The organism is Nocardia sp. CDC153, assembly GCF_035818515.1.
GTDB lineage: Bacteria > Actinomycetota > Actinomycetes > Mycobacteriales > Mycobacteriaceae > Nocardia.
On record NZ_JAYKYU010000001.1, the window covers coordinates 217,506 to 238,267 of the forward strand.

The 20,762-nt window shown below is 68.8% G+C and carries 23 protein-coding genes; 13 read left to right on the forward strand and 10 right to left on the reverse strand.

What is annotated here, in order from left to right; genetic code table 11:
• Positions 1 to 15: 15 nt before the first annotated feature.
• The 4 genes from VMT65_RS01125 to VMT65_RS01140 all read right to left on the reverse strand — a co-directional run bounded on the left by VMT65_RS01125 (position 16) and on the right by VMT65_RS01140 (position 2,643).
• Positions 16 to 987, reverse strand: a complete 972-nt coding sequence (locus VMT65_RS01125; RefSeq protein ID WP_326306012.1) for a pirin family protein — start codon at positions 985 to 987, stop codon at positions 16 to 18.
• A complete protein-coding gene (locus VMT65_RS01130) occupies positions 984 to 1,298 on the reverse strand; it encodes a GNAT family N-acetyltransferase (protein WP_326306013.1) in 315 nt (104 codons plus the stop codon). The genes VMT65_RS01125 and VMT65_RS01130 overlap by 4 nt, the downstream gene beginning before the upstream one ends.
• A 3-nt stretch (positions 1,299 to 1,301) precedes the next feature.
• Positions 1,302 to 1,784: a carboxymuconolactone decarboxylase family protein gene (locus VMT65_RS01135; RefSeq protein WP_326306014.1), complete on the reverse strand. Its 483-nt coding sequence runs from the start codon at positions 1,782 to 1,784 to the stop codon at positions 1,302 to 1,304.
• Between the two features lie 85 nt (positions 1,785 to 1,869).
• The gene (locus tag VMT65_RS01140) at positions 1,870 to 2,643 is read right to left on the reverse strand and encodes an alpha/beta fold hydrolase (protein ID WP_326306015.1); all 774 of its coding nucleotides are present in this window, start codon (positions 2,641 to 2,643) and stop codon (positions 1,870 to 1,872) included.
• Between the two features lie 45 nt (positions 2,644 to 2,688).
• On the opposite strand from VMT65_RS01140, the gene VMT65_RS01145 reads away from it, so the two are divergent.
• On the forward strand, positions 2,689 to 3,087 hold the full coding sequence (locus VMT65_RS01145; RefSeq protein ID WP_326306016.1) for a MerR family transcriptional regulator: 399 nt from the start codon (positions 2,689 to 2,691) through the stop codon (positions 3,085 to 3,087).
• Positions 3,088 to 3,152: 65 nt separating this feature from the next.
• The gene (gene ribA, locus VMT65_RS01150; protein ID WP_326306017.1) at positions 3,153 to 3,782 is read left to right on the forward strand and encodes a GTP cyclohydrolase II; all 630 of its coding nucleotides are present in this window, start codon (positions 3,153 to 3,155) and stop codon (positions 3,780 to 3,782) included.
• A 63-nt stretch (positions 3,783 to 3,845) separates the two neighbouring features.
• Here the strand turns inward: ribA and VMT65_RS01155 are convergent, their stop codons facing one another.
• Together VMT65_RS01155 and VMT65_RS01160 are read right to left on the reverse strand one after the other, a co-directional pair.
• Positions 3,846 to 4,847 carry an aldo/keto reductase gene (locus VMT65_RS01155; RefSeq protein ID WP_326306018.1) on the reverse strand — a complete coding sequence of 334 codons (1,002 nt, stop codon included), beginning with the start codon at positions 4,845 to 4,847 and terminating at the stop codon, positions 3,846 to 3,848.
• Between the two features lie 3 nt (positions 4,848 to 4,850).
• Complete coding sequence (locus VMT65_RS01160; RefSeq protein ID WP_326306019.1) at positions 4,851 to 5,303, reverse strand: MerR family transcriptional regulator; 453 nt, start codon at positions 5,301 to 5,303, stop codon at positions 4,851 to 4,853.
• Between the two features lie 126 nt (positions 5,304 to 5,429).
• Here VMT65_RS01160 and VMT65_RS01165 point away from each other — a divergent pair, with 126 nt between their 5' ends.
• Positions 5,430 to 5,633, forward strand: coding sequence for a hypothetical protein (locus VMT65_RS01165; protein ID WP_326306020.1), 204 nt, complete (start codon positions 5,430 to 5,432; stop codon positions 5,631 to 5,633).
• A gap of 34 nt (positions 5,634 to 5,667) precedes the next feature.
• Here the strand turns inward: VMT65_RS01165 and VMT65_RS01170 are convergent, their stop codons facing one another.
• On the reverse strand, positions 5,668 to 6,159 hold the full coding sequence (locus tag VMT65_RS01170; protein ID WP_326306021.1) for a SixA phosphatase family protein: 492 nt from the start codon (positions 6,157 to 6,159) through the stop codon (positions 5,668 to 5,670).
• A 225-nt stretch (positions 6,160 to 6,384) separates the two neighbouring features.
• Here VMT65_RS01170 and VMT65_RS01175 point away from each other — a divergent pair, with 225 nt between their 5' ends.
• Positions 6,385 to 8,052 carry an FAD-dependent oxidoreductase gene (locus VMT65_RS01175; RefSeq protein ID WP_326306022.1) on the forward strand — a complete coding sequence of 556 codons (1,668 nt, stop codon included), beginning with the start codon at positions 6,385 to 6,387 and terminating at the stop codon, positions 8,050 to 8,052.
• Positions 8,053 to 8,156: 104 nt separating this feature from the next.
• Here the strand turns inward: VMT65_RS01175 and VMT65_RS01180 are convergent, their stop codons facing one another.
• Together VMT65_RS01180 and VMT65_RS01185 are read right to left on the reverse strand one after the other, a co-directional pair.
• Entirely contained in the window at positions 8,157 to 8,924 is a 768-nt protein-coding gene (locus tag VMT65_RS01180) for a hypothetical protein (protein ID WP_326306023.1), read from the reverse strand.
• A 110-nt stretch (positions 8,925 to 9,034) separates the two neighbouring features.
• Positions 9,035 to 9,808: an acyl-[acyl-carrier-protein] thioesterase gene (locus tag VMT65_RS01185; protein WP_326306024.1), complete on the reverse strand. Its 774-nt coding sequence runs from the start codon at positions 9,806 to 9,808 to the stop codon at positions 9,035 to 9,037.
• Between the two features lie 277 nt (positions 9,809 to 10,085).
• Here VMT65_RS01185 and VMT65_RS01190 point away from each other — a divergent pair, with 277 nt between their 5' ends.
• The 9 genes from VMT65_RS01190 to VMT65_RS01230 all read left to right on the forward strand — a co-directional run bounded on the left by VMT65_RS01190 (position 10,086) and on the right by VMT65_RS01230 (position 20,179).
• Positions 10,086 to 11,858 carry a serine/threonine-protein kinase gene (locus tag VMT65_RS01190; protein ID WP_326306025.1) on the forward strand — a complete coding sequence of 591 codons (1,773 nt, stop codon included), beginning with the start codon at positions 10,086 to 10,088 and terminating at the stop codon, positions 11,856 to 11,858.
• A gap of 177 nt (positions 11,859 to 12,035) precedes the next feature.
• The gene (locus tag VMT65_RS01195) at positions 12,036 to 13,010 is read left to right on the forward strand and encodes an NADPH:quinone oxidoreductase family protein (RefSeq protein ID WP_326306026.1); all 975 of its coding nucleotides are present in this window, start codon (positions 12,036 to 12,038) and stop codon (positions 13,008 to 13,010) included.
• Positions 13,011 to 13,031: 21 nt separating this feature from the next.
• Positions 13,032 to 14,144 (forward strand): winged helix DNA-binding domain-containing protein, encoded by a 1,113-nt coding sequence (locus VMT65_RS01200; protein WP_326306027.1) that lies wholly within the window; start codon positions 13,032 to 13,034, stop codon positions 14,142 to 14,144.
• Between the two features lie 100 nt (positions 14,145 to 14,244).
• On the forward strand, positions 14,245 to 15,579 hold the full coding sequence (locus VMT65_RS01205) for an amidohydrolase family protein (protein ID WP_326306028.1): 1,335 nt from the start codon (positions 14,245 to 14,247) through the stop codon (positions 15,577 to 15,579).
• 99 nt (positions 15,580 to 15,678) lie between these two features.
• The gene (locus VMT65_RS01210) at positions 15,679 to 16,461 is read left to right on the forward strand and encodes an ABC transporter ATP-binding protein (RefSeq protein WP_442790192.1); all 783 of its coding nucleotides are present in this window, start codon (positions 15,679 to 15,681) and stop codon (positions 16,459 to 16,461) included.
• Positions 16,461 to 17,327, forward strand: coding sequence for an ABC transporter permease (locus VMT65_RS01215; protein ID WP_326306030.1), 867 nt, complete (start codon positions 16,461 to 16,463; stop codon positions 17,325 to 17,327). The genes VMT65_RS01210 and VMT65_RS01215 overlap by 1 nt, the downstream gene beginning before the upstream one ends.
• 36 nt (positions 17,328 to 17,363) lie before the next feature.
• Entirely contained in the window at positions 17,364 to 18,521 is a 1,158-nt protein-coding gene (locus tag VMT65_RS01220) for a nitrate ABC transporter substrate-binding protein (protein WP_326306031.1), read from the forward strand.
• Complete coding sequence (locus VMT65_RS01225; protein ID WP_326306032.1) at positions 18,518 to 19,510, forward strand: isopenicillin N synthase family dioxygenase; 993 nt, start codon at positions 18,518 to 18,520, stop codon at positions 19,508 to 19,510. Before VMT65_RS01220 ends, VMT65_RS01225 begins: the two co-directional genes overlap by 4 nt.
• Before the next feature lie 27 nt (positions 19,511 to 19,537).
• Positions 19,538 to 20,179, forward strand: a complete 642-nt coding sequence (locus tag VMT65_RS01230) for a GntR family transcriptional regulator (protein ID WP_326306033.1) — start codon at positions 19,538 to 19,540, stop codon at positions 20,177 to 20,179.
• Here VMT65_RS01230 and VMT65_RS01235 read toward each other — a convergent pair whose 3' ends face one another.
• On the reverse strand, positions 20,180 to 20,701 hold the full coding sequence (locus tag VMT65_RS01235) for an Lrp/AsnC family transcriptional regulator (RefSeq protein ID WP_326306034.1): 522 nt from the start codon (positions 20,699 to 20,701) through the stop codon (positions 20,180 to 20,182).
• Between the last annotated feature and the right edge of the window lie 61 nt (positions 20,702 to 20,762).

Here is a 20,762-nt window from a genome sequence, read left to right on the forward strand (position 1 = left end):
GAAGCTTGCGAGGCTTCAGCACCGCCGTTTGCGTGGCTTCAAATGCAAGCCGGGCAGCGGCGGAGCGGGGATGCGCTGTTCCGGGGTGTGCCCGGCGATATCGGCGAACCGCCCGATATCGTGCTTCTCCCAATCATTTCGGGCCCGCTCGATTTCCTCGTGACTGCGCGCCACGAAGTTCCACCACATCACCAGGTCTTCACCGAATGGCTCACCGCCGAGCAGCAGCAGGTGCGCGCCCTCGGTGTCGTGCAGTCGAATCGATTCCCGATCGCTGCCGAGATAGAACAGGCTGCCCGGCTCCACCCGGGTGTCGTCGATGGTGAGCGCACCCTCGATCACGAGTACCGCGTGTTCGAATTCCGGATTCAGCGGCAGATCGGAATCCGCCCCGGCACGCACGCGTAGATCCGCGCCGACGATCGGGGTGTAGGCGGTGGCCGGTGAGGTGACCCCGCCCAGCGTGCCGATCAGCACGATGCCGTCGACCGCCGGAATCGAAAACTCCGGCAATTCCCGGTGCTGTTCGAAATGCGGTGCGATATCCCGGGATTCGTTCGGCAGCGCCACCCACAGCTGCAATCCGTGCCCCGAGACATGCCCCGGCACCCGGTATTCCGAGTGCGCGATGCCGTGCCCCGAGGTCATGATGTTGAGCTGCCCCGGCTCGATCTCCACATCCGAGCCGACGCTGTCGCGGTGGCGGATGCGGCCGTCCAAAGGCCAAGTGACCGTTTGCAATCCGATGTGCGGATGCGGGTCGATATCGTGCCCTTCGGGATTGGCCGCCGAGCCGGAGCCGAAGTGGTCCAGGAAGCACCACGCGCCCACGGTCGGCAGGTCGCGCTGCGGCAGCGACCGGAAGACGGTCACCCCGCGCACGCCGCCCAACGGCACCTCGCGCGCGGGAAAGAATTCCGCGCGCGGCCCGGGCCGCCCGGAGGATTCGCACAGCGACGCCTCCGGCCTCGGCTCCAGATCGCTCATCGTTTGATGCCCTTGCCGACGACGTACTCGTCGTATTCGGGGTGTTTGTCCAACCAGCCCTTGATGAATGGGCAGCGCGGCACGATCACGCGGCCGCGGGCGATCACATCCTTGATCGCCTCCTGGGCGAGCAGATTCGCCAGACCCTTACCGCTGAATTCCTGATCCACCTCGGTATGAATGAAGGTGGTGTCGTTGTCGTCCCGCTCGCGGTACTCGCTGAACCCGGCGAGCGAATTCCCGTACCACACCTCGTACCGGTGTTGCGCGTCGTTGCGAACGACTGCGGCCGCCACGGCCTGTTCGCTCATTGTTCAGTTCTCCTTCCGCACCCGCACCGGATGTTTGCTCAGAATCGACACGCGATTGAACGCGCCGATTGTGGTGGCAGCCCAGATGAGAACGGACATCTGGTCATCCGACAAATGTTGCCGCGCAGCAGCATACTCACGCTGCGTGCTTTCCTCATCCGGCAACAAGGTCACTGTTTCGGCCACCCGCAGGGCCGCCTGTTCGATTTCGGTGAACAGGTAGGGGCTGCGCTTCCAGGCGGTCAGCACATCCAATTGCTGTGCGGTGATTCCGGCCTCGCGGGCGGCCCGGGCGTGCAGGTCCAGGCAGAAGGGGCAACCGGTCAACTGGGAGACGCGCACGTTCACCAATTCCATGACGGCGCGGTCCAGACCGGCCGTGGTGGCGGCCTCGCGGGTCGCCAGGGCGACGTTGTTGAGCGCGTGGAAGACCTCGGGCGTCTGCTTGTCGATCCAGATCCGGTCGTGAGCTACGGGCGACTGCATAGTGGCTGCATCGTAAGCCGAGAACGTGAACCGTGCCTTCCGGTCTGAAAATTGGGCGTTTCCACCCGAGGTCCCCGACGTGAACTCAGTGGGCGAGCGCCGCGCGCTGCTCGGCGAAGAAACCGAGGACGGTCTCGTGCCAGAGCTCGGGCTGCTCGACCATGACCACGTGGCCGCCGGGCAGTTCGACGTACTCGGCACCGGGAATCCCGGCGGCCTGCTCGCGGGCATTGGCGGGATCGCAGAGCAGATCGCCGGCCAGCCCGATGACCAGTGTCGGCACGGTGATTCGCGGCAGATCGGCGCGCACGTCGACGGTCGCGATCAGCGCGGCCTGCGCGGCCGTGCCACCCGGAATGTTCGCCGCGGTCTGCGCGAGGATCTCCGAAAGCTGTTCCTCCGGAACGGCATTCACGAAATCCTTACTGAAACCGGCGAGCAGGACGAAGCGCGCGAAGGAGTCGCGATCCCCCGCGGCGAGCGCGCGCTGCCACAGTTCGATGTTCAGCCGGGAACGATTGTCCGGCCTGGCGAAACCACCGGTCAGGACCAATCCGCGCACTCGGTCCGGGTGCCGCACCGCGGCGCGAATCGCCACCGGGGTGCCGAGGGAGAACCCCACGATCGAAAAGGTCTCGGCCCCATGGGCGACCGCCTCCGCGACCAGGGCGTCGGCGAGGGTGTCGAGGGTGAGCGGGGTGTCGTCGGCCGGATAGTCCGAACCGATCACCAGGTGATCGGCGGCCAGCAGGGGGATCAGCCCGCCGAAGTTGGCGTCGATGCCACCGCCGCCACCGTGGGCGAGCACGATCGCGGGGCCGGAACCGGTGACCTTGGTCTGCAGCGAAATGTTCGTCATGGCGGCGACGTTAGGGATTCACATGGGTGTGAAGGTCAATGTCATGTGCGGGAGGTCACAGTGCTGATCGGCGAACTGGCCCGGGTCACCGGCGTGCCCCCGCGACTGCTGCGCTACTACGAGGAACAGGGATTGCTCGTCCCGCACCGGGATTCGAACGGCTACCGCAGCTACCCGGACTCCGCGCCCGCCCGCGTCGCCCGCATTCGCGAACTCCTCGACGCGGGCCTGCCCACCCGCGACATTCGCGAACTGCTGCCCTGCGCCACCGACTCCGGCTTCCAGCACTGCGATCACTCGCGAAAAGTGGTGGGCGACGGCCTCGATCGCCTCGATGACCAGATCGCCGAACTGACCCGGCGGCGAGCGTTGCTGGCCCGCCAGCGCGACATCGTGGTGGCCGCGCCGTTCGATCCGGACCCCGGGATGTCCGAGGCGTCCTAGGAATATCTCCACAGACTCCGCGGTTCGAATTCCATCGAATGGGTTCCCTGCCCTCAGGAGCAAGCATGAGCAGCACCTTCGTCGGCGCGAGCGTCCGCACCCGCGTCCGGATCCCGCTGACCTTCGCCGACGGCTACTCGACCACCGCGCAGGCGGTGACCTTCGACGGCCTGGTCGACGGTCGCGAGCATGTGGCCATGGTGCTCGGCGAGCCCGACCTGAAATCCGGCGAACCCCCACTGGTGCGGCTGCACTCGGAATGCCTGACCGGCGACGTGTTCGGCTCGGCCCGCTGCGATTGCGGACCCCAGTTGCGCGAGGCGGTGGAGCGCATCACCGACACCGGCGGCATCCTGCTCTACCTGCGCCAGGAGGGCCGCGACATCGGGCTCTACAACAAGCTCGACGCCTACGCGCTGCAGGACGCGGGCCGCGACACCTACCAGGCCAATACCGAACTCGGCTTCGACGAGGATGCCCGCGACTACACCGCCGCGGCCCAGATGCTGTCCGCCCTCGGCGTCGACGAAATCGACCTGCTCACCAACAACCCCGACAAGGTGCGCCAACTGACCGACCTCGGCGTGACCGTGCGCGACACCCTGCCGACCGGCGTGCACGCCAATCCGGCCAACCTGCGCTACCTCCGCGCGAAGGCCGAGCACACCGGCCACACCATCCGGCTGGTCGGCTGAACGCCGAATTCGGGCCCCGCGCAATCGGATCGCGCGGGGCCCGAATCATGCTGCGACGCCGGGCTATTCGCGTCCGGCCGCGGTGAAGCTCATGTCCGCGTACCGATCTCCGGCCACCCGACCGGCGATCGGCTCCAGGGTGGCCAGCTCGTCGGCGGTCAATTCGACCGTGGCGGCGGCCACGTTCTCGGCGACCCGGGTCCGGCTGCGGGTGCCGGGAATCGGAACCACCGACAGACCGTGCACCCGGGCCCGCGCGTGCACCCAGGCCAGCGCGATCTGCGCCGGGGTCAGTCCGCGTGCCTGGGCGATAGCCCGCAGCGGGGCCAGCAGTTCGGTATTGCTCTGCGCGTTCTCGCCGGTGAAGCGCGGCATCGAGCGCCGGATGTCGCCCTCGCCGGTCGTGGGGGCCGCGCCGGTCAGGAAGCCGCGCCCCAGCGGCGAATACGGGACGAGGGTCACGCCCAGTTCGGCCGCCGCGGGCACCGCGGTGCGCTCCACATCCCGCGAGAACAGCGACCACTCCGACTGCAGGGCCGCGATCGGGTGCACCGCGTGCGCGGCCCGCAGTTCGGCGCCGGTCACCTCTGACAGCCCGAGTTGCCGGACCTTGCCCGCCGCAACGAGTTCCGCCATCGCGCCGACGGTGTCCTCGATCGGCACGCCCGGCTGCTTGCGGTGCATGTAGTACAGGTCGATGACGTCGATACCGAGCCGTGCCAGGCTCGCGTCCACCGACTTGCGGATGTACTCCGGCGAGTTGTCCATGCCGCGGAAGGCCGGATCGTCGGCCTTGCGCACGATCCCGAATTTCGTTGCCAGCACCACGTTCTCGCGGTGCGCCCGCACGAACTCGCCGACGAATTCCTCATTGTGCCCATCGCCGTACACGTCGGCGGTATCGAACAGCGTCACGCCCAGTTCCAGCGCCCGCTCCAGCGTGGCCCGCGCCTCGGCCGCGTCGGTCGGGCCGTAGAACTCGCTGATGCCCATGGCCCCGTATCCCTGCGCGCCGACCCGGACGGTGCCGAGGGTGGAGGTGGGCAGGGCCTGTGTGCCGGTCATCGATCAATCCCCTTTGTTAGCAACACCATTCGATCGGTTCGGCGAAGGGCAGGACGGACCGCTCTCGTAGAGGGCGATCTTGTAGTCGAGAACGACCAGGGTGGACTGCAATTCCGCGATCTGCTTCAGGACCTCGGCGCGGGTGCGCCGGAACATCTCGAGCCGCTCGGGATAGGTGTGCTCACCCGCCCGCACCAGCTCCGCGTACTTGACCATGTCGGCCACCGACATGCCCGTGAGCCGCAGCTTCCCGATGAACCCCAGCCAGTCCAGATCCCGGTCGCTGAAACGCCGTTGGCCGCTGTGATCGCGGCCCACGTAGTCCATCAACCCGATGCGCTCGTACCAGCGCAACGTGTCCCGGGTCAGGCCGCTGCGTTCGGACACCTCGCCGATGGAGTATCTCGGTCGTTCGTGTTCCGTGGTGGGCTGCTGTGTCACCGGTGCTGCGGCCATCGGTTTCCCCTTCTCTGCCGAACCACCCACGACGCTAGTGGGCTGGAGTGCACTCCAAGCAAGCCTAAGGCGCGCGAAGTTTTTATCGGCCCAGCAGCGTGCCGGTGACCGGCCTACCCTGGGGTCATGCCTGGAAAAGACATGGATCGGATCAGGGCGCGCTCGGCTCTGGAGACGGCCAAGGAACAGCCGGTGATCACGGCCATCGCGGCCCTGCCCGTGGTGGTGGTGCTGGGCGTGGTGTGGTGGCTGCTGGGCTTCTGGCCCGCGCTGCTGCTCCTGCTGGTCTTCGGCGGCGTCGTGGTGTGGAAGGGCAAGCTACTCGGCTGAGCCCGGGCTTCGCCTCCGTGAATGGGGCACCGCCCTACCGTGGCACGTGGAAGCGCACCAGCTCGCCCGTGCCCGGGTCGGCGTCTGCCCACGGCCGGTCGAACTCGAGCACGGCCAGCGCCGAGGTGGGGAATTTCGAACTCATCTCCTCGGCCGGTCCGGATGTCCGGTTGGCCGCCAATTCCCATGCCGTCCACGGCATTCCGGGCGAGTGCCCGATGAGCAGCAGGGTCGCGACGGAATCGTCGGTGAGGTGGATCATTTCGATGAGGGTGTGCGGGGACGCCTCGTAGATGGCCTTCTCGTAGGACACCGGCGCGGTGATGCCGGTGGCCGCCAGCGTCTCCCGGGTCCGGGTCGAACTGGAACAGAGCACGGCCTCGATGGGCGGTTGGGTCGCGCGCAGCCAGTCGCCCGCGAGCGCGGCCTCGCGTCGCCCGCGCGGGGCGAGCGGACGGTCGTGGTCGGGCACGCCCTCGGGGTATCCGGATTTGCCGTGCCGCATCAAGATGAGAGTCCGCACCATAGGCATTACGGTAGGTGTCCTCGAGTCGGGGGCCGAGACCGGTCTCACAGCGGCGCACGCCGGTGCCGCCGCGAGACATCCCTCACACTCGAGGCACACTGAAGGTGGCGTCACATCGCCGTGCCGACACCCGATGGAATGCCGCCTATATTAGAACGTGTTCTACCGCCCTGCTCGAACCCGAGCGGAGTAGCACCACGCGACAGTTTCGAGGATCTGCGAGATATGGCCTATGTGATCACGCAGCGTTGTTGCAACGACGCCAGCTGCGTACCCGAGTGCCCGGTCGATTGCATTCGTCCCACGCCGGAGCAACGCGAGTTCGCCACGACCGAGCAGCTCTACATCGACCCGGACACCTGCATCGACTGCGGCGCCTGCGTCGACGCCTGCCCGGTCGACGCGATCTTCTCCGAGGACGATCTGACCGCCTCGCTGGCGCGCTTCCGCGACATCAATGCCGCCTACTTCGAGCGGCATCCGCTGGAGTCGAACTTCGAGCCGCTGGTCGCCCCGACCCGCGCGCCCAAGGAACTGGGCACGCTGCGCGTCGCCGTCGTCGGCGCGGGCCCCGCGGCCTGCTACGCCGCCGAGGAACTGCTGCGCCGCGCCGATGTCGAGGTGGAGCTGTTCGACCGGCTGCCCACGCCGTACGGCCTGGTGCGCGCGGGCGTCGCGCCCGACCACCCGGGCACCAAATCGGTGGCGGGCCTGTTCGAGTCGGCCTTCCGGCGCGAGGCGCTGGCCTACCGGCTGAATGTGGAAGTCGGCAAGCACATCTCGCACGAGGAACTGCTGGCCCACCACCACGCGGTCGTCTACGCCGTGGGCGCGGCCACCGACCGCCGCCTCGGCGTCCCCGGCGAGGACCTGCCCGGCAGCCACTCCGCCACCGAATTCGTGGCCTGGTACAACGGCCATCCGGACTTCGCCGATCGCGAATTCGATCTGTCGGGGGAGCGGGCCGTCATCGTCGGCAATGGCAATGTGGCCCTGGATGTGGCCCGCGTGCTCACCGTGAGCCCTGACGAGCTGGCCAAGACCGACATCGCCGACCACGCCCTGGATGCGCTGCGCCACAGCAATATCCAGGAGGTCGTCGTGCTGGGCCGCCGCGGTCCGCTGCAGGCCGCCTACACCTCCTCGGAGTTCCTGGCGCTGGCGCACCTGAAGGGCGTGGACGTCGTCGTCGACCCGGCCGACCTCGAGCTCGACCACGCGTCGCAGGCGCTGCTGGACGATCCGGAGATCGAACCGTCGCTGAAGCTCAAGTACACCCTCGCGCAGGAGTACGCCGCCAAGACGCCGACACCGGGCAACAAGCGAATCGTGTTCCGCTACCTGGTCTCCCCGACCGCCATCACCGGCGACGGGAAGGTCGAGTCGGTCGAGTACGTGCACAACGAGCTGTTCGAGGAGAACGGCCGCACCGTGGCGCGCGCCTCGGACCGCACCGACAGCCTCGCCGCCTCGCTGGTGCTGCGGTCCATCGGCTACAAGGGCGAGCCCGTCGCCGACGTGCCGTTCGACGAGGCTCGCGGTGTCATCCCCAACGACAAGGGTCGAGTCCTGGCCGACGGCAATCCCGTTCCGGGCGTGTACGTCTCGGGCTGGATCAAGCGCGGCCCGCGCGGCGTCATCGGCTCCAACCGGGTCGATTCGCAGGAGACCGTCGATCAGCTGATCGAGGACTTCATCGGCGGCAAACTGGCCGCGCCGCAAGGGGATCGGGCCTCGCTGGAGGCGCTGCTCGCCGAGCGCCAACCCGATCAGGTCGGCCGCGAGGGCTGGAAGGCCATCGACACCGCGGAGAAGACCGCGGGCAAGGCCGGAGGCCGCCCCCGCGTGAAGTTCACCAAGGTCGAGGACCTGCTGAAGGCCGCCAAGGGGTAACCCAACTCTCGGGACTCGCAGGGGCTTCGCCCCCGAACCCCCGAAAACCCTGTGGCCCCACCCATTCCGGGTGGGGCCACAGGGGTTTTCAGATCAGGCTCGGCCTAGCTCGCGCCGAGGTCGATCAGGAGGCCGTCCTTGGCGCACATGGACGGGAAGGCCGGATCGGGCTGGGCGTTGCAGGACCAGCCGTCGATGGTGGCGGCATCGGTGGTGCTGATGGTCTGCGCGTACTTGGTGGCCACATTGATGGCCTCGGTGCAGCCGACGGTGCCCGCCGGGGTGGCGACGGCGATGACGGTGCGGGTGCCGCCGCCCGCGTCGGTCACGGTGCCGCAGTTGACATTGCCCGCCGGGGTGGTGGTGGTCGGCGGGGGAGTGGTGGTGGGCGCGGGCGGGTTCGGGGCCGCGTCGCCGCGCAGGCCGATCAGGAAGCCGTCCTTGAAACAGATGTGCGGGACGGCGGTGTCGGGCTGCGGCTCACAGGTCCAGCCGTCGACTTCGACCGCGTCGCCGGAGCGGGTGGCGTTCACATAGTGGCTGGCGACGGTGATGGCCTCGGTGCAGCCCGGAATACCGGCCTGATTGGCGTAGGCGATCACGTTCGCGCTCTTGCCATTCGCTCCGGTGATCGGTCCGCAATCGACATCGGAGGGTTGCACCGTGGTCGGCACCGGAGGTCGAGTCGGGTTGGGCGGCAGCGGTTTCGGGCTGGTCGCCGGTCCGGTGGTGGTGGCGGCACCCGTGGTGCTGCTCGCCGCGACCGTGGTCGACGTGGTGTTCTTCGCCGAATCCTTGGAATGGCCGCACGCGCTGACCCCGATGACGAGGGCCGGTGCGGCGGCCAGTAGCGCGAAATGAGCGAATCGCATGGCGACGATCTCCTGTCCTCGATCACCGCCGGTGGGTGATCGACCCGCCGCCCAGTCTCTCAGGCAAACTGTCAGCGAATGCGTTGGTCGGCCACGAATGTCGCGCGGGATCAGGCGGGCAGCGGGCCGATGCGCACCGCGGTGGTGGTCACCCCGCCCACCACGAACCACAGCCGCAGCGCCGGATGCCCGGTGCGATCGCCCGGCTCGTACCGGCTGCGCACGCTGATGTGCTGGCGTGCCAGCACCGGCGCGATGTACTCGATGACCGCGCGATGCGGTCCCGCCACCAGCTTCGGATAGTCGATCAGATACTGCTCGAGCGCCTGCCAGTAGGCCGCGTTGTTCACATGGTTGTACTGGTCGATATCGGTGGCGCGCACCGGGAAGGGCAGATCCACATCCGATTCCGGCGGCGTCGGGTCGGTCAGCCAGGGCCGCCAGCGCAGCCGGTGCTCGGTGGTGGTGCGGGCGAGTTCGGCCAGGCCCTCGTCGCTGATGCGGGTCGGCATATTGGTGAACTCGTTGATATTGATCCAGAACCCCTCGGTCTCGATCAGACCGCCGTCCTCGCTGGTGATCCGCACCCGCATATTCGTCCAGCGCGTGGACATGGCCGAACACCAGCGCGTCAGGTGCACCCGGTCCGGCCAGTGGATCGGTCGCACCACGTCCACCACCGTGCGCCGCACGATCCAGGCCGGATCGGTCCGGTGGAAGAACCCGGATTGCATTTCCTCCCAGGCGATGTCCTGGAGATAGCGGGCCACGGCATCGAATCGCAGCCGGTGATAGGGATCCACATCGCCCGCGCGGACGGGCCATGCGGAGGCGAAGCCCATGCCCTCCTGGGGAAGCGGGGCGAGTGGCTCATCGAGTGACACTGGTGCTCCTCGCGCCGCACACTGGGTCCGGCTTTGGTTCCAGCGTGCCGCATGTCTTTCCATAGCACCGGGGTGCGGTGCTTTGACCGAAGTCCGTGACATGACTCTACGGGGCGCGCGGGACACGCTCGCGTCGAGTCACCTGTACTTCTCCTCTGGGAACGACAGTGTTTCTCTCCGAGGGTGAAGATCGGTCCAGCCCTAGGGGGAATGACAGTGCGGCCCACGGGCCGTAGCCTTTCGTGTTGTACATCCAGCAGCAGGGAGGACGACGCGGGTGGCCGCAGGGGCGAGGGCCGGAACGCGGTTCGGGCAGTACGAGTTGCGGCGGCTGCTCGGGGTGGGCGGCATGGGCGAGGTCTACGAGGCCTACGACACCGTGCGCGATCGCGTGGTCGCGGTGAAGCTGCTGGACGTCGAACTGGCCCGCCAGCCCAGCTATGTGGAACGGTTCCGCCGCGAATCCCGCACCGCCGCCAAACTGCAGGAGCCGCACGTCATTCCGGTGCACGACTGGGGTGAGGTGGACGGGGTGCTGTTCATCGACATGCGCCTGGTCAAGGGCCGCGACCTCAAGGCCTACCTGCACGAGGAGGGCCCGCTGGCGCCCGCGGCCGCCGTCACCGTGATCGAGCAGATCGCCGCCGCGCTCGACGCCGCCCACGAGAGCGGACTCGTACACCGCGACGTCAAGCCCGCCAATATCCTGCTCACCGGCGACATGTTCGCCTACCTGGTGGATTTCGGCATCGCGCACACCGAATCCGACGCCCAGCTCACCCAGACCGGCAATGCCATCGGCTCCTTCGCCTACATGGCACCCGAACGCTTCGAGCACAGCGCCACCGTCTCGCCCGCCGCCGACATCTACGCGCTGGCCTGCGTGCTCTACGAATCCCTCACCGGCGGACCGCCGTTCCGGGTCGAGGGCAATCTGGCCACCATTCGCGCCCACATGCTGACCCCGCCGCCGCGGCCCAGCGTCCGCGCGGGCGTCCCGGTCGGCTTCGACCAGGTGGTGGCCATCGGCATGGCCAAGGACGCGTCCCGGCGCTACGCCACCGCCGGGCAGCTGGCCCGGGCCGCCCGCGCCGCCCTCGAGCGCGGCGGACAGGCCGAGCCGACCCGCACGACGGTGCCGCCCGCACCGCCGACCATCGGCAATCCGGCCGTGCCGCCGAGCCATTCGGGGCCGCGGTATCTCGAACACCCCTCGGGGCCCGCGCAGCCGTACGGGGGCCCGATGCCGCCCCGGGGCACGAACCCGTCGGGGCCGCAATGGATTTCCGGACCGGTGGAGCACTCGAGCGGCGAGCGGGTGGTCGGCCCGGCCGCCCACTCCGGACCGGGCAATTACGATCCGACGGTGGTGCGCCGGACGCAGCCCACCCGGCAGACGGGATACGGCCAGCCCGGATACGCGCCCGGCCACCCGGATCCGACCGCACCCCGCGAACATCCTTCGGCCCCATTGCCCTTGCCGCCCGAGCGGCGGCGTTCGCTGCCGCTGTTGATCGGTGCGCTCGTCGGGGTGCTGCTGGTGCTGGGCGGGGTGCTCGGATGGGTGCTGCTGTCGGGCGGATTCGGCAGCTCCGGAGACAACGGCAACAACGGCAACAACAACGCGCAGACCGTCACGGGCGGCCCCGGGCCGACCACCACCCCGGTCTACCGCACCTCCGGAACGACCGCCCCGACCACGACCCTCGTACCCCTCTCGGGCAGCGTGAACGGCACGGACGGACAGGGATTCACCGCGCAGAGCCCCCGCTGCAATGCCGACGACCCGGCCATGGCCATCGGCCGCACCGACAAATCCCGCCTGGTCGTATGCCGCACCGCCACCGGCCGCTTCTACTACAAGGGCCTGCGCATCAGCGACAACGCGGGCATCCAACTCGACGACCCGGTCCCCGACGGCACCGGCGGCTTCACCGTCACCAACCCCACCGACGGCACCCAGTACCGCATCACCGCCTACAGCCTGGTCATCACGGTCAGCGGCCAGGTCGCCGCCAACGAATCCATGATCGAATACGCGCATCGCTGAGTCTTCGACTCCCAACGTGACAACTGATTTATGTACGTTTGGGGTAACTTGCCGGGTACATCCAAGATCGTGTCGGCACCTGACGCAGGCACGGATGCGAGACTGTTGACGGCTCTTAGCCGCCCGCTGAAGGCGCGGGGAGGCGGGGGAGCTGGGATTGATCGGAGTTGATCGGGAATGCGCGCAGCCGTCGTGAGCAAGCTGGAGGGCCCCGAGAGCATCGAGGTGCTCGATATGCCGGAGCCGGTCGCGTACCCCGGTGGCGTCGTCATCGATGTGCACGCGGCGGGGATCGCCTTCCCGGACGTGCTCATGACCCGGGGGCTCTACCAGATGAAGCCCGCGCTGCCCTACATCGTCGGCTGCGAGGTCGCGGGCATCGTGCGCGAGGCCCCCGAGGACGCGGACGTGCGTCCCGGGGACCGGGTCGTGGCGCTGACCCTGCTCGGCAATGCCGCCGCGGAAGTGGCCGTGGCACCGGCCGACATGGTGTTCAAGCTGCCCGACAATGTCTCCCTCGAGGCCGGGGCCGGCGTGCTGTTCAACGACCTGACCGTGCACTTCTGCCTGCGCAATCGCGGTCGCCTGGCCGAGGGTGAGACCGTGCTGGTGCACGGCGCGGCCGGCGGCATCGGCACCTCGACCCTGCGCATGGCGCAGGCGCTGGGCGCGGGCCGGGTGATCGCCGTGGTCTCGACCGAGGAGAAGGCCGAGGTCGCCCGGGCCAACGGGGCCACCGACGTGGTGCTCACCGACGGCTGGCTGGACGCGGTCAAGGCCCTCACCAATGGGCGTGGCGTGGACATCGTGCTCGACCCGGTCGGCGGCGACCGCTTCACCGACAGCATCCGGTCGCTGGCCTCGGCCGGACGGCTGCTGGTGGTCGGCTTCACCGCGGGCGAGATCCCCACCGTCAAGGTGAATCGCCTGCTGCTCAAGAACGTCGAGGTGGTCGGCGCGGCCTGGGGCGAATGGGCCATGTCCCACCCGGGCTACCTGAAGGAGCAGTGGGCCGAGGTGGAACCGCTGCTCGCCAACGGCAAGATCGCCCCGCCCGAGCCGGTGCTCTACACCCTCGACCACACCGCCGAGGCCGTCTCCGCCCTCGACAAGCGCACCGCCACCGGCAAAGTGGTCGTCACCATCCGCTGAGACCGGTTACGGTGCTGAATCGTGAAGCTGTCCAACCGGGTGCTGAACCGGACCTTGCTCGCGCGCCAGCACCTGCTGGAGCGGACCGATCTCGGCGCGCACGAGCTGTGTGAGCATCTGGTCGGGCTGCAGGCGCAGGACATGCTGCCGCCGTTCGTCGCATTGTGGAGCCGCGCAATCGGTTTCGATCCGGCGGCGGTGTCGAAGGCGCTCGATGACCGGTCGCTGGTGCGAATCACCTTGATGCGCGGCACCATTCACCTGGTCACCCCGCCCGACGCGCTGCGCATCGCACCGCACATCCAGCCGGAGCTCGAGAAGATCCCCTTCCGCAAGGGGTTCAACTACGGGGCGCTGGTCGGCCTGGACCCGGAAGCTGTTCGCGCGCACGGGGAATCGGTGCTGGGCGACGAACCCATGCCCGCCGCCCGACTGCGCGAGCACGCCGCCGCGCTCTACCCGGATCGCGATCCGGGGGCGATCGTGCAGGCGTGGCTCTATCAGCTTCCCGTCCTGCAAACCCCGCCCCGCGGGCGCTGGGGTGACAGCAGCCGCCCGATCTGGTCGCGCGTGCAGCCCTGGCTCGGTGCACCCCTCGACCCGGACTACCCGCTCGCGGAACTGCTGCTCCGCTACCTGCGCGCCTTCGGCCCGGCGACCACCATGGACATGCAGACCTGGTCCAAGCTCACCGGCATGAAGAAGGCCGTGGAGCAACTCGGCGACCGCGTCCGCACCTACACCGACGAGCGTGGCCGCACCCTCTACGACGCCGCCGACGCGACCCTCGCCGACCCGGATCTCCCCGCGCCCGTCCGGCTCCTCGGCTGGTACGACAATGCGATTCTGTCCCATCAGGATCGGAGCCGGATCGTCCCCGACGGCAACGCGCCACCGCTGCGCGCCTTCGCCAACCAGGTCTCCCCGATCCTGGTCGACGGCTACCTCTGCGGGATCTACAAGGTTTTCCCCAAGGGCGACAAGGCATTCCTGCGCGTCATTCCACAGACCGCCTGGACCCCGGCCGAGCGCGACGCCGTAGTCGCGGAGGCACACGCCCTGCTGAGCTTCCTGGAACCGGACCGCACACCCGTCGTCGAGCTGCTCGCACCGGGAGCGGATCTGCGGCCGTAGCGGTAGGCTGCCCGGCACGGCGCTCATGGCTGCAACGGGCGTGCGGGCACCGGCCTGAACCGGGCGGGCGAACCAGCCGCGTTTCCGAGAGGAATGCCGCATGGTGCGCACTCAGCCCTGTTCCGTCGTCATCGGTGGGGTCACCGTCTACGCCGCCACCCCCGCGGGGCCGCGGTGGCTGCCCGGGCAGAACGTGGTGGTCACCCAGGGCGTGATCACCGGTATCGGTTCCGAGGTCCGACCCGATCTGCCCTACACCGACGGTGCGGGCGGCCATCTGATTCCGGGCTTCGTCAACACCCACACCCACCTGCAACAATCCGTCCTGCGCGGCGCGGGGGAGGGGCTGCCGCTGCTCGAATGGCTGCACTGCGTCGGCGAATTCACCGTCGCCGCCACCCCCGAGCAGACCTACCTCGCCGCGCTGGCGGGCGGTCTCGAACTGCTGCGCAGCGGTGTCACCACCGTCGTCGAACACATGTGGCCGAATCCGTCGGCGGCCGTGCACGACGCGGCGCTGCGGGCTTTGGGGGAGTTGGGGATCCGGGTCGTGTTCGGGCGCGGCCTCGCCGACCGTGCCGACCCCACCCGCAAGTGGGGCATGGATCCCCGCCTGGTGCAATCGCTTCCGGAGGTCTTCGCGCATATCGCGGATCTCGATGCGCGCCTGGTGGATTCCCGCATCACCACGGCGCTGGCCGTGCCGAATCCGCGCTGCCTCACCCCGGACGGCATGGCGGCCGTCGCCGAATACGCGGCGCGGCAAGGAAAGACCGTCTCCATCCACCTGCTGGAGACCATCACCGACGAGGACATGTGCCGATTGCATGCGGCCCGCTCGGCCGTCGACTACCTGGACGACGGCGGACTCCTCGGCCCGCGGACCCTGGCCGTGCACTGCTGCAAACTCGACGCCCGCGGCCGCGAAACCCTCGCCGCGCGTGGGGTTTCCGTGTCCTACAACCCGCTGAGCAATATGCGTCTCGGCAGCGGCGTGGCCCCGGTACCCGCCATGCTCGCCGCCGGCGTGCGGGTGGGTCTCGGCGTCGACGGCGCGGCCAGCAACGACACCCAGGACATGCTGCTGGCGCTGCGCATGGGCGCGTACCTGCAGCGTGCGCACCACGAGCGCGCCGACCTGCTGCCCTGCGACGAGATGCTCCACCTGGCCACCCGTGGCGCGGCCCCCGCCCTCGGCCTCCTGGACGGCCCCACCGGCCTGGCCGTCGGGGACCGCGCGGATCTCACCCTGCTCCGCTTCGACCGCGACTTCGCCTGCCTGCCCGTCCGCGACCCGGGCGCGACCCTGCTGACCACCGGCTCCCCGCGGGTGGTGGACACCGTATGGGTCGACGGCGAGGCCGTCATCCGCGACGGCCACAGCACCCGGATCGCGGAGCGGGACCTGATCGAGCAACTGAATGGCATGCGATGAGTGTTAATCAACCGGAAACAGAGGCTTGATTGCATGTAATCCAACTCGCCAATACTGAATGCATCAACACGTTGCACGCAGTAAGGAAAGTTGGTGAGCATGGTGACCGTGACCTCGGACGTCATGAGCCCGGAAATCATGACCGCGGAGATCCGCTGCACCGGAGCCGGAAAGCGCTACGGCGGCAACGGTTCCGGTGAGGTGGTCGCCCTCACCGGTATCGACCTCGACATCCGGCGCGGCGAATTCGTCGCGGTCGTTGGACCTTCCGGCTGCGGCAAGTCCACGCTGCTGCGGCTGGCCGCCGGACTGGAGTCGGCCACCTCGGGAACCGTTGCGGTGCACACCGATTCGGTCGGCGTCATCTTCCAGGACGCCACCCTGTTGCCCTGGCGCAAGGTATCGCGCAATGTGGAGCTCAGCGCAGAGCTGCGTGGCGTCGACCGCGCCACCCGTCGTGCCCGGGCCACCCGTGCCCTCGACGCGGTCGGGCTGGCCGATTTCGCGGGCAAACTGCCCGGCCAGCTCTCCGGCGGCATGCGGATGCGGGTCTCCCTGGCCCGCGCGCTGGCCCTGGAACCCGAACTCATGCTGCTGGATGAACCCTTCGGCGCACTCGACGAGATCACCCGGCTGGGCATGCAGGAGGAATTGCTCCGCCTGTACAGCGACAACGCATTCACGGCCTTGTTCATCACGCATTCGGTGTCCGAGGCCGTCTTCCTCGCCTCCCGCGTGGTGGTCATGGCCGCCCGCCCCGGCCGCATCCACGAGGTCATCGACATCGACCTCCCGTACCCGCGCACCCGCGACCTGCGCTACGACCCGGCCTTCACCGCCCTCGCGGCCCGCGTGTCCGCCTCTCTGAAAGAAGCCTCCTGATGGCCGTGACAGCGCCTGCCCCAACGTTTCTCGTCGCATCCGACGACTCGGCCTCGGGCGTCGCCTCGACCCGGCCTTCGTTCATACCCCGGCTGCTGCGGCGGCTGTTGGTGCCCGCGGTGTCGGCGGGATTGGCCATCAGCGCCTGGTATCTGGTGTCGCTGGTGCTGCTCTCGCCGGAGCGGCGGTTCCTGCTGCCGCCGCCGCATCGGGTGTTCACCGAATCCCTTTCCAATCCGGTGAAATTGGAGACGATGCTGCGGGCGCTGGCCGTCACCGCGCGGATCGCCGTCACCGGGCTGGCGCTGGCCGCGGTGATCGGCGTCGCGGTCGGGGTGATCATGAGCCAGGCCAAGGTGGTCGAGCGGGTGGTCTACCCCTACGCCGTTGTACTGCAAGCCATCCCGGTGCTGGCCGTGGTACCGCTGATCGGGCTGTGGTTCGGATATGGAGCCACCGCGCGGACCATCGTGTGCGTGCTCATCGCGGTGCACCCGATTATCGCCATGACGTTGTTCGGGATCCAGTCGGTGGACGCCAATCTGCGGGAGGTGTTCGCGCTCGGTCGCGCGAGTCGCCTGCGCCGCTTGGTCTCCCTGGAACTGCCCGCCGCGCTGCCGTCGATCATGGCCAGCCTGCGCACGGCCGCCGGACTCGCGGTGACCGGCGCGGTCATCGGCGACATGTTCTTCGCCAAGGGCAAGCCCGGCATCGGCACCCTGCTCGACACCTATCGCGCCCGGCTGCAATCGGAGGATCTGCTCGCCGCGCTGGTGCTCGCCGCCCTCTTCGGCGTCACCGTCTTCGCGCTGTTCACCGCGGCACAGCGGCTCACCGTCGGCCGCTGGCACGCCTCCGGCCGCTGAAAACCCCTCGCCCCCAGCACTATTCGTGGAGAAGTCATGCCCAAAACCATCCGGCGGCTCGGCGCCGCGGCCCTCGCCGCGCTGACCGTCACCGCGGCGGCGTCCTGTTCCGACGACCCGTCCGACACCCCGGCCGTGGCCCTGCCCGCCGCCCCGCCCGCCCAACAGCTCGCAGGGGTCTGTCCCGCCACCGTCGCGGTGCAGCTGCAATGGGAACCCGAGACAGATTCCGGCCCGATCTTCGGCCTGCTCGGCCCCGGCTACCGCGTCGACGCCGACAACAGCAAGGTCACCGGCCCGCTCGTGGTGGACGGCAAGGACACCGGCGTGAAGCTGGAGATCCGCGCGGGCGGCCCCGCCATCGGCTTCCAGACCGTGCCCTCGCAGATGTACGTCGATCCCTCGATCACGCTGGGGCTCACGCATTCCGAGCAGGCCATCGCCGCCGCGGGCACACAGCCGGTGATCGCGGTCACCACGCTGCTGCGCTACAGCCCGCAGATGCTCATGTGGGATCCCAAGACCCACCCGGACTGGCACGGCATCGCCGACATCGGGAAATCCGGTGCGCCCGTCGTGGTCTCGAAGGGCCAGCTGTATCCGGACTGGCTGGTGGACCGTGGGCTGTTGCACGCCAAGCAGATCGACGCGTCCTACGACAACTCGCCGTCCCGCTTCGTCGCCGACCCCGCCTTCGCGCAGCAGGGCTTCGCCAACTCCGAGCCCTACGTCTACGAGCACGAGGTGAAAGCCTGGAACAAGCCGGTCGCCTATCAGCTGCTGCGCGATGTCGGCTACGAGGGCTACGCCCGCACGGTCACCGTGCGCGCCGACAAACTGAACGAACTGCGGCCCTGCCTGCAACGGCTGGTGCCGATGATCCAAAGGGCCACCGCCCAATTCCGGGCCGACCCGAAGCACGTCGACGACGTCGTCGTGGACGTCGTCGCCAAGAGCCCCAAGTTCGCGCCCTACAGCGCCGAGCTGGCCGCCTTCGGCTCCCGGGTGCTCATCGACAACGGCCTCGTCGGACCCGAAAGCGACGGTGTCATCGGCAGTTTCGACACCGCGCGCGTGCAACGCGTCATCGACGCCTTCACCCCGATCCTGCGCCGCGGCGGCGCGGACGTCCCGGCCGGGCTCACCGCCAAGGACCTGGTCACCACCGAATTCATCGACAAGGAAATCCAATGACCACCGACTACGACCTGTCCGAAGTCGCCCGCGAACAGCGCATGGGCGGCCTCGGTTCCGAGACCGACGCCCGCGAGATCCGCGTCATCGACCTCACCGACTTCGAGAACCGGCGGGCCGAGATCACCGACCAGCTCTGGACCGCCGCCACCGAGATCGGCTTCTTCCAGCTGTCCGGCCACGGCATCCCGCAGCCGCTCATCGACGATGTATTCGCCCGCACCGCGGCGTTTTTCGCGCTCCCCGAATCGGTGAAGGCGCGGTATCCGCTGGTCAAGGCGAACAACGCGGGCTGGGAGAGCCTGAGTCAGGTGCGCCCGTCCATCGGCGTACCGGATCAGAAGGAGTCGTACCAGATCACCCGGCCGCACATGACCGGCCTGTGGCCCAGCGACACCGAACTGCCCGGATTCGCCTCGGCCATCCTCGATTTCGAACACCGATGCTGGACCGTCGCCATGCGTGTGCTGTCGTGTTTCGCCGACCGGCTCGGCTTCCCCCGCGACCACTTCACCGCCGCCCACGACCCGTCCTCGTCCGAGTATCAGAGCACCCTGCGGCTGCTCCACTACTTCGCCGTCCCCGAGGAGCTGCGCGACGTCCCCGGCCGCTGGCGCGCCGGCGCGCACACCGACTTCGACTGCCTCACCCTGCTCTTCCAGCGCGACGGCCAAGGCGGACTGCAGGTCTGCCCCGGCAAGGAGATGGAAGACCAGCGCTGGACCCCCATCAACCCCTCCTCGGACCTCATCACCTGCAATATCGGTGACATGCTCACCCGGTGGAGCGATGACCTGCTGCCCTCCAACTTCCATCGCGTCCGCAGTCCCGGAGCCGAGGAGTACCAGGGCGACCGCTACAGCATCGCCTACTTCGCCCAGGCCGACCGCGACGCCGTCATCGCGGGCCCGCGCGGGGTCTATCCGCCGGTCACCGCCGCCGACTTCCTCACCCAGCGCGTCCAGGCCAACTACCGGCCGCGCGGGTAAGTTGCACTGCGACAGGAAAGGACACCCATGACCGAACCGGATGAGCTGCTCGGCCCGAGCGTGCACCGGCAGCTGCGGCAACTCGTCCTGTCCGGCGACCTCGAACCCGGTGCGCCACTGAGCGTCCTGGCCCTGTCCGCGCGACTGGGCGTGAGCCGCAGCCCCGTTCGCGAGGCCGTGCAACAGCTCATCTACGAGGGCCTGGCCGTCACCGTCGCGCACGCGGGCGCGCGGGTGGCCGTCGTCGACGACGACCGCATCCGCGAGGTCCTCGCCGTGCGCGCGGTCCTCGACGGCCTGGCCGCCGCCGAGGCCGCCACCCGCCTCACCGAATCCGATCTCGGCAAACTCACCGCCCTGCTGGCCGTCCAGGAAGAGAATCTGCGCGACAACGCCGACCCGGCCCGCGACACCGAACTCGACCTCGAGTTCCACACCTTCATCCGCGACCGCGCCGGAAACGCCACCCTGGCAGGCGAACTCGCCCGCCTCGAGGCCCAGGCCCATCTCTACCGGGGTGACCTGTGGCGGCATCCGCGCAACCGCAGTACCGCCCTGCGCGAGCATCGCCGCATCCTCGAGGCCCTGGAATCCGGGCATCCCGGCGACGCCCGCGCCGCCGCCGAAGCCCATGTCTGCGGGCTCCTCACCCGCCTGGACCGCCGCTGATCAGGGATGCGCGGCCCGATACGCCGGGGCCTTGCTGGAGCCGGCGGGGGTGAGGGTGCGCAGCAGCGGCAGCGTGCGATGCGCGACCACCGTGGAAAGCACCACCACGCTGTGGGATCGGACCACCGAGGTGGTCTTGTCGATGCTCAGCAGCACCGCCTGCAGCCCGGCGTGCGAGTCCGCGCCGATGCGGCACAGCACATCGCCCGAACCCGTGGTGGCATACGCCTCCAAAACCCCCGGAATCCCGTCGAGTTCGGCGCTCACCGCCTCCAACGCGCCCTGCGCGATCTCCAGCGTCACGAACGCCTGCACATCGAAACCCGCTGCGGTGACATCGATCTGCGGATCGTAGGAGGAGATCACCCCCGCCTCCTCCATGCGCGCGATGCGCGACTGCACGGTGGCGCGGGCGACCCGGGTGCGGCGGGAGAGCTCGAGAATGCCCGCCTTCTGGTACTCGTGCATGGCGGTGAGAATGGCCAGATCCAGCTCGTCCAGCCGGGCGGGTGTGCGGGACATGGCGGAACCTCCGCGGTGTGGCGAGCGGGACTCCGCTCGGGCGTGCGCTGCTATTCAAATT